At 31.4% G+C, this 15,800-nt stretch carries 17 protein-coding genes; 2 read left to right on the top strand and 15 right to left on the bottom strand.

The features are described 5' to 3' along the window. Positions 1 to 130: 130 nt before the first annotated feature. Positions 131 to 1,006, bottom strand: coding sequence for an FUSC family protein (locus tag PRVXT_RS03415; RefSeq protein WP_350344286.1), 876 nt, complete (start codon positions 1,004 to 1,006; stop codon positions 131 to 133). A 186-nt stretch (positions 1,007 to 1,192) separates the two neighbouring features. Here PRVXT_RS03415 and PRVXT_RS03410 point away from each other — a divergent pair, with 186 nt between their 5' ends. Further along, positions 1,193 to 1,360 (top strand): hypothetical protein, encoded by a 168-nt coding sequence (locus tag PRVXT_RS03410; RefSeq protein ID WP_350344285.1) that lies wholly within the window; start codon positions 1,193 to 1,195, stop codon positions 1,358 to 1,360. 84 nt (positions 1,361 to 1,444) lie between these two features. Here the strand turns inward: PRVXT_RS03410 and PRVXT_RS03405 are convergent, their stop codons facing one another. The 3 genes from PRVXT_RS03405 to PRVXT_RS03395 form a co-directional block, all read right to left on the bottom strand. Beyond that, on the bottom strand, positions 1,445 to 3,451 hold the full coding sequence (locus PRVXT_RS03405) for a leucine-rich repeat domain-containing protein (RefSeq protein WP_350344284.1): 2,007 nt from the start codon (positions 3,449 to 3,451) through the stop codon (positions 1,445 to 1,447). Beyond that, positions 3,423 to 3,581, bottom strand: a complete 159-nt coding sequence (locus PRVXT_RS03400; RefSeq protein ID WP_350344283.1) for a hypothetical protein — start codon at positions 3,579 to 3,581, stop codon at positions 3,423 to 3,425. The genes PRVXT_RS03405 and PRVXT_RS03400 overlap by 29 nt, the downstream gene beginning before the upstream one ends. 150 nt (positions 3,582 to 3,731) lie before the next feature. Next, the gene (locus PRVXT_RS03395; protein ID WP_350344282.1) at positions 3,732 to 5,534 is read right to left on the bottom strand and encodes a leucine-rich repeat domain-containing protein; all 1,803 of its coding nucleotides are present in this window, start codon (positions 5,532 to 5,534) and stop codon (positions 3,732 to 3,734) included. A 399-nt stretch (positions 5,535 to 5,933) separates the two neighbouring features. On the opposite strand from PRVXT_RS03395, the gene PRVXT_RS03390 reads away from it, so the two are divergent. Further along, a complete protein-coding gene (locus PRVXT_RS03390; RefSeq protein WP_350345100.1) occupies positions 5,934 to 6,722 on the top strand; it encodes a putative ABC transporter permease in 789 nt (262 codons plus the stop codon). A 4-nt stretch (positions 6,723 to 6,726) separates the two neighbouring features. On the opposite strand, the gene PRVXT_RS03385 is transcribed toward PRVXT_RS03390, so the two are convergent. The 11 genes from PRVXT_RS03385 to PRVXT_RS03335 form a co-directional block, all read right to left on the bottom strand. After that, positions 6,727 to 7,575 carry a polysaccharide deacetylase family protein gene (locus PRVXT_RS03385; RefSeq protein ID WP_350344281.1) on the bottom strand — a complete coding sequence of 283 codons (849 nt, stop codon included), beginning with the start codon at positions 7,573 to 7,575 and terminating at the stop codon, positions 6,727 to 6,729. A gap of 170 nt (positions 7,576 to 7,745) precedes the next feature. After that, positions 7,746 to 8,978 (bottom strand): ABC transporter permease, encoded by a 1,233-nt coding sequence (locus PRVXT_RS03380; RefSeq protein WP_350344280.1) that lies wholly within the window; start codon positions 8,976 to 8,978, stop codon positions 7,746 to 7,748. Continuing rightward, the gene (locus PRVXT_RS03375) at positions 8,978 to 9,892 is read right to left on the bottom strand and encodes an ABC transporter ATP-binding protein (protein ID WP_350344279.1); all 915 of its coding nucleotides are present in this window, start codon (positions 9,890 to 9,892) and stop codon (positions 8,978 to 8,980) included. The genes PRVXT_RS03380 and PRVXT_RS03375 overlap by 1 nt, the downstream gene beginning before the upstream one ends. Before the next feature lie 118 nt (positions 9,893 to 10,010). Then, positions 10,011 to 10,841, bottom strand: coding sequence for a CPBP family intramembrane glutamic endopeptidase (locus PRVXT_RS03370; RefSeq protein WP_350344278.1), 831 nt, complete (start codon positions 10,839 to 10,841; stop codon positions 10,011 to 10,013). Positions 10,842 to 10,851: 10 nt separating this feature from the next. After that, positions 10,852 to 11,472: a hypothetical protein gene (locus PRVXT_RS03365; protein ID WP_350344277.1), complete on the bottom strand. Its 621-nt coding sequence runs from the start codon at positions 11,470 to 11,472 to the stop codon at positions 10,852 to 10,854. A gap of 13 nt (positions 11,473 to 11,485) precedes the next feature. Continuing rightward, positions 11,486 to 12,178 (bottom strand): hypothetical protein, encoded by a 693-nt coding sequence (locus PRVXT_RS03360; protein WP_350344276.1) that lies wholly within the window; start codon positions 12,176 to 12,178, stop codon positions 11,486 to 11,488. 14 nt (positions 12,179 to 12,192) lie between these two features. Next, positions 12,193 to 13,047 (bottom strand): ABC transporter ATP-binding protein, encoded by an 855-nt coding sequence (locus PRVXT_RS03355; protein WP_350344275.1) that lies wholly within the window; start codon positions 13,045 to 13,047, stop codon positions 12,193 to 12,195. A gap of 27 nt (positions 13,048 to 13,074) precedes the next feature. Then, positions 13,075 to 13,440: a GntR family transcriptional regulator gene (locus PRVXT_RS03350; RefSeq protein WP_350344274.1), complete on the bottom strand. Its 366-nt coding sequence runs from the start codon at positions 13,438 to 13,440 to the stop codon at positions 13,075 to 13,077. A gap of 530 nt (positions 13,441 to 13,970) precedes the next feature. Continuing rightward, on the bottom strand, positions 13,971 to 14,183 hold the full coding sequence (locus tag PRVXT_RS03345; protein ID WP_350344273.1) for a hypothetical protein: 213 nt from the start codon (positions 14,181 to 14,183) through the stop codon (positions 13,971 to 13,973). A gap of 94 nt (positions 14,184 to 14,277) precedes the next feature. Continuing rightward, the gene (locus PRVXT_RS03340) at positions 14,278 to 14,691 is read right to left on the bottom strand and encodes a hypothetical protein (protein WP_350344272.1); all 414 of its coding nucleotides are present in this window, start codon (positions 14,689 to 14,691) and stop codon (positions 14,278 to 14,280) included. A 26-nt stretch (positions 14,692 to 14,717) separates the two neighbouring features. After that, entirely contained in the window at positions 14,718 to 15,770 is a 1,053-nt protein-coding gene (locus PRVXT_RS03335; protein WP_350344271.1) for a hypothetical protein, read from the bottom strand. Between the last annotated feature and the right edge of the window lie 30 nt (positions 15,771 to 15,800).

The following is a 15,800-nucleotide window of genomic DNA, read 5'->3' as shown; positions in this document are numbered from 1 at the left end:
TTAATGTTACTGAAATTAAAACACCTTTTGATAAAGCCAAGCTTTAGTAACTCCCGTTATCTTTAGTGACTATCCATTCCTACAAAGTACCAGTAAATAACACCTAGGATGCTTTAAAAGACCTTAAGTGTTAATTACCTTCTACCTTAAACCTTTCAGATAGCTTTGAAACTATTTCAAGGGCTATTTTAAGGTGATAGTTAAATACTATATCATCTGTATTAAGTTTTTCTTTAGGGCATATATTAATCTTATAGATTTTCCTAAGCATCTTAGCGTTATCTTCATCAAGCTTGTAACCGCTACCCATATCTACCAACAAAACCACGTTCCAATTAAGTTTATGTAATAGCCTTTTGGTATCATCAAAGTCTATATCCTCATCACAATGCTCTTCACCGGGGTGAATCGGTATACGTTCCTCTTTTTCAATAGAGGGAAACTCATTTTCCAATTCATCTAACTCTTCAGTTATACCACTTAAAGATAGATTGTTTTTATTTAAAATCAACATTTTAATTATTTCTTTGTATTTCTTAATCAAGTCTTCGGAATAATCGTACACCTTATCCCTACTATACTGAGGCCTAATGGTAAAGTTAATAATAACAGCTACGGTTATACCCATGAAAGTATCAATAACTCTGTTTAAGCTATAATATACACTAGTCGCCTCATCTTGGTTTAGCATAATTGAAAGAAAAACAACAGAAGAAATTGTTATAGACTTATTCCATTCCAAATAGTTTGCTACATAGATAATGATAAGTATGCCTATACCTGTGACCAAAGGGTTCCCTTGAGCAAAATAAGAACCAACAAAACCAAATATAGCCCCCATTATAGTCCCTAAAATCCTATATTTACCCATACTAAAGGAATCCACTATATTACCCTGCATTGTAATAGCTGCTGCAACTGCTGCAAAAAAAGGTGAGTCTAAATTAAGTAAATTAGCAACTAAAACTGAAACTGTAACTGCCATAGCAGTTTTTATAATCCGCATTCCAACAAACATTTCCTAATATCTCATCTCCATTTTATATTATATTATATTAGGTATTATAACATTTAAAATCATAGGAATCTATTTAGTTATCCTTAATTTTAGCAGGACTTTACTTTTAGTTTAAAGAATATACAATATAGAATATGACTAATGCTTGTCTGTATTACAAAGGAGGTACAGTATATGCCTGAAATATTTAGTTATGTAATTGCTGTTATTATTTACGGCTTACTAATATTTCTTTTTAACAAGAAAAGAGATAAAGAGACCAGCTTAGCTTTTAAAGAGGCTCTGATTTCAACAATTATCTTTGCTATATTGTATGGTATAGTAATCATCATATGGCGCTAACCATATTTACATATCATCTATTTATCTAAAAGAACATCTTCACCTTAGCACAGAGGTGAAGATGTTCTTTTAAAAATGGCTAACTCAATAATAGATTTTTAGTCTATTAGACAATACTTCGACAGATTGTTCCTCTAATTTGGATTTTAAGGTAGTTTTATCTTTTAATGGATTATTGCATAACCATAAAGTTTCCAAGTTTTCAAGCTTTAATAATGAAGACATATCTTGTATATTATTGTCTTTCAAATCCAGCTTTTTAAGATTTGGTAGATGTACTAATGACGATACATCATCTATATTGTTACCATTTAAATATAGTCTTTTTAAATTCACCATATCTACTAAAGGAGTTATGTCCTCAACTTCGTTATAACTCAAATTCAACTCCTTTAGATTTGTTAACTTTTTTAAAGGTTCTATGTCCACGATATTGCTCGCCTGTAAGCTTAGCAATTTTAACTGAGTAAGGTTTTCTAGTATTTTAAGATCGATATTATGGTTACGTATATAAATTTTCTCCAACCCTTCTGCACCTTCTAGATAATTTAAACCCTCAACGCCATCTGATAAGTATAGAGTTCTTAAATCTTCAAACTCTTCAATACCTTTTAGATTTATTGATTCAATGCTAACCTGCAAACTAAGACTAGCTAAGTTTTCTAATTTCTTTAGTGCTGTTAAATCATTAATACCCTCTTCTCCATCTTCCCGTGAGTTATCTATTAGCTCTAGACTCTCAAGTTGCGTCAAATTCAAAATATAGGTGCTATGCTCTTTTGCCACAGTAATGTTTGATACATTTGTGAGACTGCCAAAGGAAGAGGGTTTTTTTATGTCTAAGCAGGGGATATGTAGTGTTTCTAAGGCGTTAACCTCGCCCAACGCACTTATATCTTTTATTTTACAACCAAATAAACTAACTGCCGTTAGACTATCTAAATTTTCAACTCCTTGCATGTTTGCTATTTTACTGTTATGAATCGATAGAAATTGCAAGTTATCAAATTGGGATAAAAAGTTTAAGTTATCATTTTCTAATCCGAAAATAGTAAGTTCTTTAACATTATCCATTCCCTGTAAACTATCTACATTAGCTGTATCGTAAAGGGTCAGTTTAGTTACGTTTTCAGCATTTGCCAACCCACTTAAATCATCAACTTGTCTTATTATAAGTTGGTTTAGATTGGCAGATTTTTCTATACCCGTCAAATCTGAAATATTTTCTAATTCTAAAATTTCCAGATTTGTTAGCTTTTCTATACCCTCTAACCTATCTAGTCTTCCTCTAATCTCCAAATACTCTAAGCTTTCTAAATCCCTTAGATTTGTCAGGTCATCCATATCCCCACCATCAATTGTCAATCGTTCAAGACTTTTCATCCTCCATAATGGGCCTAAATCATCTATTTCATTAGTATTCACCAACAACTCTTTAAGATTTTGAAGTTGTTCTAGTCCTTGTAAACTTAAAGGCTCTGTGTTGAAAATTCTTAAAGTATCTAAGTTTTCAATTTTTTGCACTTTATCTAATTCTATATCTTTTACGTTATGCATGGTTATTCCTCGAAGGTTTTTAGCATGCTCTAATCCCGTTAAATCTGAAACACTGCCTTCTATAACTAAATACTCAAGGGCAGCTATATCACTTATTGTCAGGTTTCTTTTTATTCCTAACTCGTTTTGAATAGCTCTTTTTAAAGTCATGTCAGGAACTAATAGTTTTTCAAAGTATACTTGAATATTTTTATCTCTCTCCATCTCTAACTGGTATTCAAAAGTTGAGCCAACTGTTTCTAGTTCAATTTCATCACCATCTATCACTAGCTTGTCCAGTTTGTAACCAGGGTTTGCATGAATCTTTATAGATGTATGCTCCCCTCTTTGATATTCCCCTTCACCTTCCACCTCGCCTCCCTCAGTTTTATTCACTTCAATTAAAACTTCAGAAACGTAGTACCCACTAGATACCTTTACTATGGCAAGTATCATTACCATAGTAAGGATTATAACTCCCACTTTTATTATTTTTCTTTTAGTTAAGTCCTTAACATTTAACGAATCAAATAATTTCTCTTCCCAATTTTTCATTACTATTCCCCTTTACTTTTTTACTAGTTAAGAGCGACAACTCTGCAACATCTAGATATATCATTTTTTTATAAATAATTTCAATAATTCCCAAACTAGCTAATTGTGACTCTAAGACTAAAGATAACATTTTTGTTTTCTTCCTAAGTATAGAGAAATTAAACCTGATAATCATGTAATTATCCACACTAGGTATTGCAAATACAATAAAATAAGTTAACCTAAAAATTAATGATTCTACGTAGTCATCTACCTTTTAACTTGATTTAATCCACTTTATTTACTCATAATTGTAAAAAACATCTACATTTTTCTGTCTTAAGTCAAATCTGTATACTAAGCTATTTTCTACACCTAAAGTATTACGTTCAAAGTGCAAATCCACACCGTTCCGATGCCACTGCGCCCTTACGCTGTATTCATTCTTTGCCATTCTTGATTTAGAGTGTTCATCTAAACTCATATGATATCTTTTTTTACCACTTTTAAATATATCAGTATTTATAATCACAATGTCGTAAATTAATTCTCTGCTTTCAACAAGTACTACAGTGTCCTTACCATCTGGTGATTTCAAAAGCTCTATACCGGTTAAGTTGTTCCATGGTTCCAAATCCAAAGGGATAACCTCTTCTATATTTTCTTTTTCCATTATTATATGGCAGATTTCTATCTGGTTAATTTGTGACAGCACTCCATCTATTTCATTACCCCTAATATTAATTTTTTCCACATTAGATAAGTTTTTTATCTGACTACTGTCAGTTATGGAGTTGTTGGATACATCTAAAAACTTTAGATCATCTATACCTTCTAAGCTTTTAATATGTGAAATGTAATTATCACTCAAGTATAGCTTATCCACCTGTAGGTTCTTTAAGGCTGTTATTTCTGAAATTTTGTTGGAGGTTAAATTCAACTTCTTTAATGATTCTAATTTTCCCAAGGTTGTTACATTTTGAACCTTATTTTCACCGACATTTAGATCTTCTAGATTTGTAAGAGTTTTTAATGGCTGAACACTCTCTATTTCATTATTTTCTAAGTTTATTTTTTTTACTTTTTCTAGCTTTTTTAAGGCAGTTATATCTACTATCTGATTTTTGCTGAGGCTTATATATTCTAGATTGCTCATTGTATTCAAAGCACTTATATCTTCTATATAATTGTTATCCATTTGTAGTTTCTTGATAGTGGTTAAGTTACTAAGAGGTGCTAAGTTACTTATTGAGTTTTGATTCAAATTTAATTCTTTAAGGTTTGTCAGTTCACTAATAGGGGAAATATCGGTTAACTCACTTTTTGTAATTTCAAGAACCTCTAAGTTGCCCAGCTTAGATATATCTTTTAATTGTTGCTCATCTACAGTAACATTTAAAATCCTTAGTTCTGTTAGTTGCTCAAGCTTATCAATACTAATTAAATCATCCTCTGAGTAGGGACAACCAATTATAGTTAAACTTTTTATGTTAGGATACCTTTTTAAAATACTCAAATCAAGATTGGTACCTTCTAAAGTTAGACTTTTAGCATTAGGTACCTTTGTAAAAAAATCTTCATCTTCTATTCTTATATGTCTACTCAATTGTATATGTTCTAAGTGCTCCAAATGTGCTAAAGTTAAGTTTTCTGTACAGTACCAACCATTAATATTACGTTGATTGTTAAAACTTCTTTTTAAGTCATTAGAAAGCCCTTTATCCTCCAAATCTACCAAAGGAGAAAAATGTGCAGTTAAATCTCTATTTTTATTAGATGTCAAAGAGTACATTGTCGGTCGCTCATAATCTTTTAGCTTTACATCTACAAATTCTTCCTTAAGCTCTATTTGATTCTCTTCTGTCCATTTATATAGGCCATAACCATCTTTAGGGATTACCTTCAAATTAACTGTTTCCCCTTTTTCATATATACCAGTTCCATGCACCTCACCTGTCCCTTCTGGTTCAACAGCTACAGAGACATCAACTACATAGAATTTACTTGTTAAATATACCAGTCCAAAGGTAGCTACCAATAGCAAAAAAATTAAAATGGTTCTAGTCGTGTTATTCTCAATAAGGACATTTTGAAAATCTCTCAAAATTTTCCCTCCCTATAACTTTGATCATAGGTGACTGCAAAGCTGTACAACACCTGAACTAACAGCGTTTTTATGTATAATTTCAAAGGTTTTCTCCCAAATACCTAGTTCATTTTGCACCGAAGGTGAATATTAGTTGACAATCTGGGCGTTTTGCATTAGTTAAGTTGGTTCATTTATTAAAATCCCCTGGAGATTCCATAACTTTTTACTCCATTTACATATATAGACGTAAAACAGTTTAAAAAGTTTCACTTTTTGATAGTAAAGTTAATTGCCACATAACTTAATTTAGTGCAGAATAGTATATAAGTAACACAAGTAATAAGTTATTCTATTCTTCATGGCTAGAACAAGAGCTTAGTTAAAACTTATAATTTCCGCAATAACCAATTTTTTCTGGGAGGGATAAAAATTTTACAAGAAATATTTTTTTATTTTATTGTCTATTCGTTTATAGGTTGGACCTTAGAAGTTATTTATCATTTCAAAAAACAAAAACGATTCGTAAACAGAGGTTTTTTACACGGTCCTGTATGTCCTATTTATGGCAGCTCTGCTGTTTTTATAGTTATGCTTCTATCTCCATTAAAGGAAAATATTTTCACCTTATTTATAGGCGGCTTTATCATTGCGTCCATTATGGAGCTGATAACAGGATTTTTGTTGGAATACCTATTTGACACTCGCTGGTGGGATTATTCAGAAGATAAATTTAATCTATGGGGTTATGTATGCTTAAAATTTTCTTTATACTGGGGAATATTGACGATTTTTTTTCTGAATTTCGCTCACCCTCTGGTGGAAAATCTGTGGAGTTTCATTTCTGCAGGTTTAACAAACTTCATACTTATAGCAATAACTTTTATTTTGGTGCTGGATGCCGTTATAACTATTAACAACATGGTGCACTTTAAAAAGATATTGGCAGAGTTCCAATCTACAACAAAGGAACTTAAAGAAAATATAGCCCTAGTAAAAAATGAAAAAGTCAAAAAGCTGGCTATAAAAAAATTGCAAAAAAGAAACAAAAAACTGCGTTCATTACAAGCAAAGCTAGTAGATAGAATAAATAGTAGACAAAGAACATGGTTAGCAAACTACCCTACACTTAAATCAAAAAAGTTTAAAAATATCATCGAAGAACTCAAAACTAAAATTCAAAAAAGAAAAAATAACAACTTTTAGTAGCTTACTGTAGATATTTATGATAATCACTAAGCTTTATAAACTGGAATCCTTGTTCTTTTAAGTACAAAACCCCTTCTTTCACTCCTTCGGCGATAGGCGAGTTAGGCTGGTTCATATGAAATAATATTATTGAACCTTTTGAAGCATTCTTTAATGAATAAAAAATTTGCTCCTTAGTAAAAGTGCCTCCAGCATCTCCTAGAATATTGTAGTTTACTGGTTTTAAGTCTAGATCATTAAGAATTTTGATTGCAACATCATCATAATAAGCAGTGCCAGATCTAAAATAATTAGGTGTATCACCTGTCAGTTCTTTTATTAACATTTGGTTGTTATAGATTTCTTCAAAAACTTCTTCCACACTCTCCGTTCCTGAGATGTTATAAATAGACTTACCGCTAACAGACAGTGGCCTATGCTTATAGCCATGGTTCGCTATTTCAAATAGGGGATTTTCAGCTAACTGTAAAAATGTATCTTGATTTTTTTTTATCCACTCCCCACTTACAAATAAGGTAGCCGGTATTTTCTCCTTTTTCAAAAAATTAATTAACTCGCTATCATAGCCATTTGGCTCTCCATCACAAGCATCAAAAGTCAACGCAATTACTTTTTTATCAGCATTAATTTCTGTTATAACGCCATCAATGTTTTCCCCCCAATGTTTTGGCTCAACATCAGCATATTTATTAACTATCTCTTCTTTAAGAGTTGGGTAATCTATATGATTAGGCTTGCTATGTTCCTCTTTTTTACCAGTAAGCTCATTATCCTGTTTTAGTTCTCCCTCACATTCTTCAACTATATAATCGGTACTACCGTTGAAACATCCAGAAAGTATAGTCAACATCAACAAACACATTATAATCTTAATCTATTACACCTCCTAAAACTCTCTCTTTATTAATTGTATCATCTTTATTACATCCTGTAAGTATAAAACTGTTATTACACAAAACAAGCTAAAAGCATCAGTCTTGCTGACTAATGCCTTTAGCTTGTTTAAATTAATACTTTATTTTACTGCTTTTTAGCCAGTAATTTTAGTGCTCGAGTCAACTTAATTGGGTTGCCATACATGAGTGTGCCTAAACGATAAATCTTTGAGGCTAAAAGTCCCACGATTACTGTACTAATCAGCAATATAGAAAGAGAAATTATAACTTCTAAATTGGATACTGACCCCATAGATACTCTTACAAACATAGCCATAAACGAACTAAAAGGAATAAAAGAAGCTACCTTTATCAAAATCCCCTCAGTATCTTGCATCCCCATTACAGATATAAAAAATACCGCTACAAAAATTATAGTTATAGGCGTAGAGCTGGTGTTAACATCCTCTGTCCTAGAAACCAGAGCACCCAAAGCGCCAAAAATAAATAAGTAAAATAAGTACCCTAATATGCCAAACACCGAAAACAATAATAATACATCATAAGGTATTTTAAAAATAAAATCCAATCTATTCTCCCAAGCACCAGCATTAAGTTCATAAACTGAAAGAGCCGTGGCGACAACAAGGCTAAACTGAATTGCTCCAGCTAGTGCCCCTCCAATAACTTTGCCAAAAATTAAATTTCTACTGTCGGTACTAGTTACCAAAACTTCCATCGCCCTATTACTCTTTTCGCTAGCTATAGAAGTAGCTACAAATTGACCATATATTATAATTATAAAATATAAAGCAAAAGTCAAAATATAGGTATACATATAATTTGCAGCACTATCAGTCCCTAGAATTTTTGTATCTGAAAATAAATTAACAGACACTAGTTGCTGAACTTGTTCGTAATCTATCCCTTTCTCTTCAAATCCCTTAATTCTATATGATTCAGATAACGCTCTTTCAAAAGCCATAATATCTTCATTCCACAACTCATTGTTTTCAACAATATGCAAATAGCTGGTGGGTGAATATATAACATAGCCAGATTCCACTTCATTTGCAATAACAGCTTTTTCTAGTTCTTCTTTGCTTTCAAACTCGACAAGACTACCCGCACTGAAGTTATTCTTCAAATCATCTATATTGCTTACAACTCCATCTTTATTTACATAGCCATAGTCTCTTTGCACCGATGGGGTTTCTTTATCAGTAGATGAATCAAAGCTAGGAAAAGCATCAATTATAGTAGGCATTGATAATCCAATAGTTAATAATAAACAAATAATAGCAGTAGATAATATAAAAGCCTTGTTTTTAACAAAATTCATAAGCTCAAAATTTACTACAGTAAAAAAGTTTTTCATTAATTTTCACCTACCTTTTTAACAAATATATCTTCTAGTGTCGGCTCATATATTGAAAACCTTTCAATATCTAATCCTAACTGGAACATTTTATTAAGTAAATCCTGTTTCGCCTTACCAGTTTCTAGCTCAATAATAAGGTACTTTCCTTTATTATCTACAACTTTAGCTATCCCGCTAATTTCCTCATTAAATATCTTTTCTAACTCCAAAGAAGATTGCCCTATTACACTAACAGTTAGCCTATTCATACCATAGTCCCGTTTAATCTTCTTTAAATCACCCTTAAGCACAATTTCTCCTTCGTTAATCAAAGCAATATTTTCACAAAACTCTTCAATATAATTCATCTGATGACTAGAAAAAATCACAAGTTTCTTCTGCTCTATTTGTTCTCTTATTATCTCCTTAAGCACCTGAGAGTTTACTGGATCTAACCCACTAAAGGGTTCATCTAAAATTACTATATCTGGATTGCAAACAAAGGTTTGAGCCAATTGCACTTTTTGTTGGTTTCCTTTAGAAAGAGTTTCAAGCTTTTTGTTGCTATACATTTCCACGCCAAGCCTCTTTAACCAAGCCATAGAATTCTCTTTAGCTTGTTTTTTACTCAATCCCCTAAGTTGCCCAAAATACATCACCTGATCCAAAACTTTCTTTTTGGGGTACAGACCTCGCTCCTCCGGCAAATATCCTATTTGATGTTCATTAGCTATAAACTTTTTTCCATCTAATAATATTTCACCTCTGTTAGCTTTAAATAAATTCATGAGGATTCTAATGGTAGTGGTTTTTCCTGCACCATTTCTTCCTAAAAACCCCAAAGCTTTTCCGCTTTCAACATTAAAAGATATACCATGAAGAACTTCTGTATCTCCAAAAGACTTATATACATCATTTAATTGCAATTTCATGCAAACACCTCATTTCTAGTATGTTTTTTAAAATTTATATGAAACTCTTTAATTCTAAGTTGCACATTAACCCTTCGACACTCTTAATTATTGCCACTATTTTAACAGTCTAGCTTTTTTATCCTCTCAAGCTTTCCTCTTCAAACTTTACAGTGCCTACCCTATTTTTATATAAATACCATACAGAAAATGGGAAAACAATGAATAGCGCAAATAACATCACTGCACCATGTTCAAAATAATGACCGAAAGGAAGTATAGTTACACCTACAGAAAGAATGTTATTCCCTGCATGAATCAATATAGGTGCCCATATCGAACCGGTCCAAAGTAATGACAGCCCCAAAAATATCCCTAATACAAAAGCATAAGTTCCTTGAACAATATTAAGATGATAAAGCCCAAACAAAAATGCTTGTATGATAATTACTGCAAACATGCCTACTTTTCCCCTTAACTCATCAAATATTAACCCTCTAAATATAACTTCTTCTATTATAGGCGCCATAATCCCTACAGTTATAAAAAATAGCAGCATTCCCCCCTGTTCCAAAGAAGCCATATTTTCCACATGTGAATCTACTTTACTTTCTGAAAAAAACGAAATGATAGCGGCCGATACATATAAACATGACATTCCTGCCATCAAAGAAACCACAATCTTATCTAATGAAAGTTTGTTAAACCTGCATGCCTTAGAGAAACTAATACCTTTTCTATTAAGCATCCATCTATAAATAAGTAAGGCGCCTACACCGGCAAAAATCAAAGAAATAGGAATATGTTTTGCTATAGCTTCCGCATATTGATCTTCAAAGTTTTCAACACCCTGTATCCCTAATCTTATCCCTACTATAAACGAAACAGGGATAAAGTATATAATCTGCAAACCTACGTGTATAAGCATATATTTAAGTACATTCCAAATCGTCTTTAGTATATTTTTCATATTTTTCCTCCTAGATTTTAAAATTTTCGTTTTGTAGATGTAAAATTATTTTTTTATAAGCTTTTATCACCGTTAAAGCTGCCAACATATAGCATATAACAGACAAAGCAAGTATAACAACTAAGGGTAAAAACAACTCTAAAAGTGTGCCTAAAACTAATCCTGTAAAACTTATAGCATAACTAAAAATGTTTTTCCATATATTCTTTGCCTTAAATATTGCATTAGGTAAAACAATAAATGTTCCACAAATAATTAGCGGCAAACCTATACATATAAATGACATAATAACAGTTGGATCTTCAATAACTCCTTTATGTAGAGCAATAAGAAAATTAAAAATGTTAACAACTCCACCCAAAAACATCGAAAATAGAAAGGTTTTAATAATTGTTGTGGAAACTTCTTTTTTGTTTACAGGTAAAACTCTAATCAAGTCTTTGCTAAGATAAAATATAAGCTCACTCTCTTTTATGTTCATAAGAGTAATAAAAACTATATATGGCACAAAAAGGACTGGCTCAATGGAACTTATCCCTAAAATCAACCCCACTGTTCCCAACAAACCTAGCCACGCAGGCATATATATGGAGTATATATGCTCGAAATATAGCTTTGAACGGCTAATCAACTTACTCACCTCCTTACTGACAGATGTCTATTTGATAAACTTTTTTAGCTGCATATTTATATAATACCAATGTTATCAATAACATAAATAAAGGTCCTAATAACCACATACCATGACTTAATAAGAGTTCTTCTCGTATCAGCAAAAATGTAGAAATACTATATATTGAATACCCTAAACCCATCATCCCTCTTTTTTTATGATATAAGACAGTTAGCATGCAAAATATTAGTGCTCCAAAAATTATTAACATAAGCATGCTAAATAATCCTTTTAAAAATTCAACACTAACTCCCATTCCATTTACTTTAAGTAAAGCTGATACAAATATAAAAGGTAAAACTAGCAGCACCCCCATAACAATCGCAGAGCAAAAAGTTGCTAATATTCTATTAATCAAAAAATTCTTTCGTCCAACAGGTAAAATATTTTCCAAAACTCCTGATGCTGCCTTATTTGTTTTGCTTTTGGTTATATCAAAATCTAAAATGTTTGAAGGAGCTAAGGTCATACAAAACAAATGCAAAGTCAAAAAAGTAAAAAAAGTCTTAAACCACAACTCTGAAATTGCACTAACTTGCTGCAAGTCTAAATATAACAACACAGCCCCCATTATGTTAAGTCCATAAAGCAAACCATAGGCTAATATTATATCTTTCATATCTTTATAAAAGCTAATATTGTAAAGCTTAAAAAGATCTAGCATTTTAAACTCTCCTCTCAGTCCCTTCTTGAAACATAGTACATTATATCTTCTAAGTTTGGCTTTTCAAAAAGTATATCCTCGTTTTCTATCAAAGCTTGACAGTCATTTGTTTCCGCAAGCCCCTCTATTCCAAACTTATTTGTCCTCATCCCTATTAAAATATCTTTATGATTGGTTAAGTCTCCTTTTTTACCTTTAACTAAGCGATAATTTTCCACAAGATCACATAAAGTGTCAGTGAATACTATTTCGCCGTCGTTAATAAATGTGATATAATCAGCTACCTTTTCCAAGTCAGAGGTAATATGGGTAGAAAAAAGTACCGAAGCTTGTCTTTTTTCAATGATATCCTGGATTAAATCCAAAAACTCTCGACGAAATACCGGATCCAGCCCTGAGGTTGGTTCATCCATTATAATTAGTTCCGGCTTATGAGCAAGCGCCATAGCTATAGAAAACTTTATTTTCATTCCTTTCGATAACTCCTCTAACTTTTTATCCAAATTTAAGTTAAATTTCTTTATGTACCCATGAAAAATTTCGTCATCCCAACTTCTATAAAAAGGAGCAATTAATTTAGCTAATTTTCCTAACTTCATCCCCGATGGATAGATATCTCCATCATAAACAAAGCCAATTTTTTCTTTAACCCCTACTTCATCATAAACATGGTCTTTGTTGAAAACTTTAATTTCCCCACTATCCTTAGAAAGCAAGTTCATAATCAATTTAATAGTTGTAGTTTTACCGGACCCATTTGGACCAATAAGACCCATAATATATCCTTTTTCAAGGGAAAAACTTATATCATTTAATCTAAAATCTCTATAATCTTTTGATACATTATTTACTTCCAACACTTTACTCATTTTATTCTTCACCTCTTTATATTCAATTTAGTAGAGCAGTTTTAACATTTCTACAACCTCTTCTAGTGGTATATTAAGCTCTTTTGCTTCTTCCACCACATCTTCTAACTTTTTTTCAACAGACTTTATCTTTATATCTTGTAATAAATCTTCTTTTTGTGCAGAAACGTAAAAACCTCTTCCTTTTACCGATTTTATTAATCCCTCTTTTTCCAGAACCTGATATCCGTTTTTTGTAGTAATTACCGAAACCTGTAATTCCTTTGCTAACATTCTTATCGATGGCAAATAAAACCCATGTTCTATTTCCCCCTTTAAAATTTGCCGTTTAATTTGATCTGCGATTTGTAAATATATCGGCTGTGAACTTGTATTGCTAATAATAATATCCAATACAATCCCCTCTTTTATCTTTATACAGTAATGCACTCAGCAACAGGTGTATATATACTGTACATATTTTATATACACAGTATATATACACCTGTTAATTTTGTCAACTGTATTTATTACTATTTTACAAAAAATTATTGAGTACTGTTTAAAAATTATATAGCAATACTACTAGCATTTAACCTATGATTAACGGCCGTCCCCATATAATAATAGTAAAAGATAATAAAAAACAACCCATTCAGGATTGCTTTAATTTAGGTACCACAACTATATATTTTTTGCTTTAATAACTGTTATTATCTGCACAATCATACTTAATTAATTACAATATTTTCGCACTTCTGTCAAATAAGCTAAATTTTAACTCTTAAGCTGAAAAAAACTTGCCCCTGCCGGCATAAGTGTTGGTCGTTCCACTCCAGCAAGGACTACTCAAAAAAAGAAGAACGCATTTTTCTGCGTTTTTCATTGACTGTATTCAACTGATATTGCTATTTTATAAACGGGCATAAAAAAAGTCTTATTTATCAATTTAGATTTCTCAGATGTTCAATAATTGGTTCAATAAAATTTTTTATCCCAGGTGCTAAACCCTTTGCGTTATTAAGCATCTGTATTATAATTGCTATTAATTGTAGTTTAGAAATACCCTGTTTTTTTTCTAAATTATTTACTTTGTCTGCCAGTTCCTTAACTTTGTCATCTCTTTCATCTATAACTGTTTTTAATAAATCCAGCACCTCTTGATTAAAACTATCTTTAGTTTCTTGATTCTTTCTAATAATTTCTATTATAGCATGTTCTTTAGTCTCTGATTCATCAAGTGTTAAATCATCAATAACATCCTGTAAGCTCGCTAATGTGCAACTTTCGCTTTTTTTTTAATGAAGATGTTAAATTCTCATTTACCACTTTTCGATACTCTGGATTAAAATGATATATCGGAAATATGTTTCCAGTTGTCACCGAAATATAGTCATCACAATAATAACAGTATAGCTCTTTTCCTAAATACTCCATATAGTTATCAGTTTTTTTAACTACTGAATTACCAGACAAGCATCTAATTTCATATCTTAACACCAATTTATTTTGGTCTACCAACGAATTTAAATATGAGAGAACTACCTTTAATGGTAGGTTAGTTTTTTTACAAACAGCAGATGGATTAAAACTTTTTACTATCGGCTGGGATGCCAATTGCTCAACATATTTTTCCACTTTATATCTGCTTAAATGCTCATTCATAACAATCCCCCTTCCTACAAAATACCTCACAACACCTTTGATGCAAAATACTCAATTAACTCTTCCGTTGCCATAGTCCTAAAACTAATACTATTTGTTGTTCTACCTACTTGTATAGTATGCTGCTCCCCCCCAAATGTAAACGATATATAACCAGTTTCATCTTCGATATGCTCTTTAATCAAGTTATACAGCGATTGATGGCATAAATCTTTGCCCAACTCAACATCTGTACCTATATTCATCTTGCATAATCCAGCCAATAATAACTGAGTAAAACAAACATCTCCAATTTCTTTTTCATCAATTTGCGTTGATTGCATTTCACTTATAAGAGTTTCCATATCTTTTGTAATAAAATAATTATCCAAAGCTTTTAAGGTATTTACAAGTAAATTACTTATTTCTTTAGTAATTTCTAAGTTTAAAATAGGTTTTGAGTTTACATCAAAAAACTTTCCCCCATCTAAAGAGTCCTTAAAAGCTCCCATTTTACCACCAAAGTTTTTCAATATATCTATTTCTTCGAAATCTAACTCTAATAAATGAGAAAAGAAATTATGCAGTACTCTTGCATTTTTAAAATTGGATCTAACTTCTAAAACATCTTTACTTAAATCTATTATCGAAACAATATTATCAACTGCAGTTATTTCCTCTATTTCGTCCCCTTTATTTATTGATTTTACACCGGTTGGAACAATAGTTCTTATCAAGTATCTTAAATCCCCTAATTTTATGGTGGAAAATATGATTGGTGACTTTATTTCTAAGTTTTTAGTTTTAAGTCTTTTATTGAATAAAAGATCTTTACTTTCAAGTTTTGTAACTAAATCGTTTATGGTAGTCTTTCTTTTAATTTGTAACCATTTCACGGAACAACGCCCTGCCAAAATTCTCTTGTTTAATAAATTTCTAATTTGCCCATTCCTAACTAGCATATGCATGTTTTTATACAAATATGCCCTTTCATCTAAATCTTTCGACATATTATTTTCTAATAATTCTATTATATCATCAATATCCTTTTTTGAAAAATTATTAAAATCATTTTGAACAACTACATCCCACAAATCCATAACTAACTCCCCCCCAGAAGTTATTTATTT

This window comes from Proteinivorax tanatarense (assembly GCF_040267685.1).
Lineage (GTDB): Bacteria > Bacillota > Proteinivoracia > Proteinivoracales > Proteinivoracaceae > Proteinivorax > Proteinivorax tanatarense.
The sequence above is the reverse complement of the archived record's forward strand: the minus strand, read 5'-3'. Positions and strand labels throughout refer to the sequence as shown.

Excerpts from the sequence above, each read along its gene's own strand:
- PRVXT_RS03415 (WP_350344286.1), bottom strand. The coding sequence starts at position 1,006 with ATGCGGATTATAAAAACTGCTATGGCAGTTACAGTTTCAGTTTTAGTT.
- PRVXT_RS03410 (WP_350344285.1), top strand. The coding sequence starts at position 1,193 with ATGCCTGAAATATTTAGTTATGTAATTGCTGTTATTATTTACGGCTTA.
- PRVXT_RS03405 (WP_350344284.1), bottom strand. The coding sequence starts at position 3,451 with ATGAAAAATTGGGAAGAGAAATTATTTGATTCGTTAAATGTTAAGGAC.
- PRVXT_RS03400 (WP_350344283.1), bottom strand. The coding sequence starts at position 3,581 with ATGTTATCTTTAGTCTTAGAGTCACAATTAGCTAGTTTGGGAATTATT.
- PRVXT_RS03385 (WP_350344281.1), bottom strand. The coding sequence starts at position 7,575 with ATGTTGACTATACTTTCTGGATGTTTCAACGGTAGTACCGATTATATA.
- PRVXT_RS03380 (WP_350344280.1), bottom strand. The coding sequence starts at position 8,978 with ATGAAAAACTTTTTTACTGTAGTAAATTTTGAGCTTATGAATTTTGTT.
- PRVXT_RS03375 (WP_350344279.1), bottom strand. The coding sequence starts at position 9,892 with ATGAAATTGCAATTAAATGATGTATATAAGTCTTTTGGAGATACAGAA.
- PRVXT_RS03370 (WP_350344278.1), bottom strand. The coding sequence starts at position 10,841 with ATGAAAAATATACTAAAGACGATTTGGAATGTACTTAAATATATGCTT.
- PRVXT_RS03360 (WP_350344276.1), bottom strand. The coding sequence starts at position 12,178 with ATGCTAGATCTTTTTAAGCTTTACAATATTAGCTTTTATAAAGATATG.
- PRVXT_RS03355 (WP_350344275.1), bottom strand. The coding sequence starts at position 13,047 with ATGAGTAAAGTGTTGGAAGTAAATAATGTATCAAAAGATTATAGAGAT.
- PRVXT_RS03340 (WP_350344272.1), bottom strand. The coding sequence starts at position 14,691 with ATGAATGAGCATTTAAGCAGATATAAAGTGGAAAAATATGTTGAGCAA.
- PRVXT_RS03335 (WP_350344271.1), bottom strand. The coding sequence starts at position 15,770 with ATGGATTTGTGGGATGTAGTTGTTCAAAATGATTTTAATAATTTTTCA.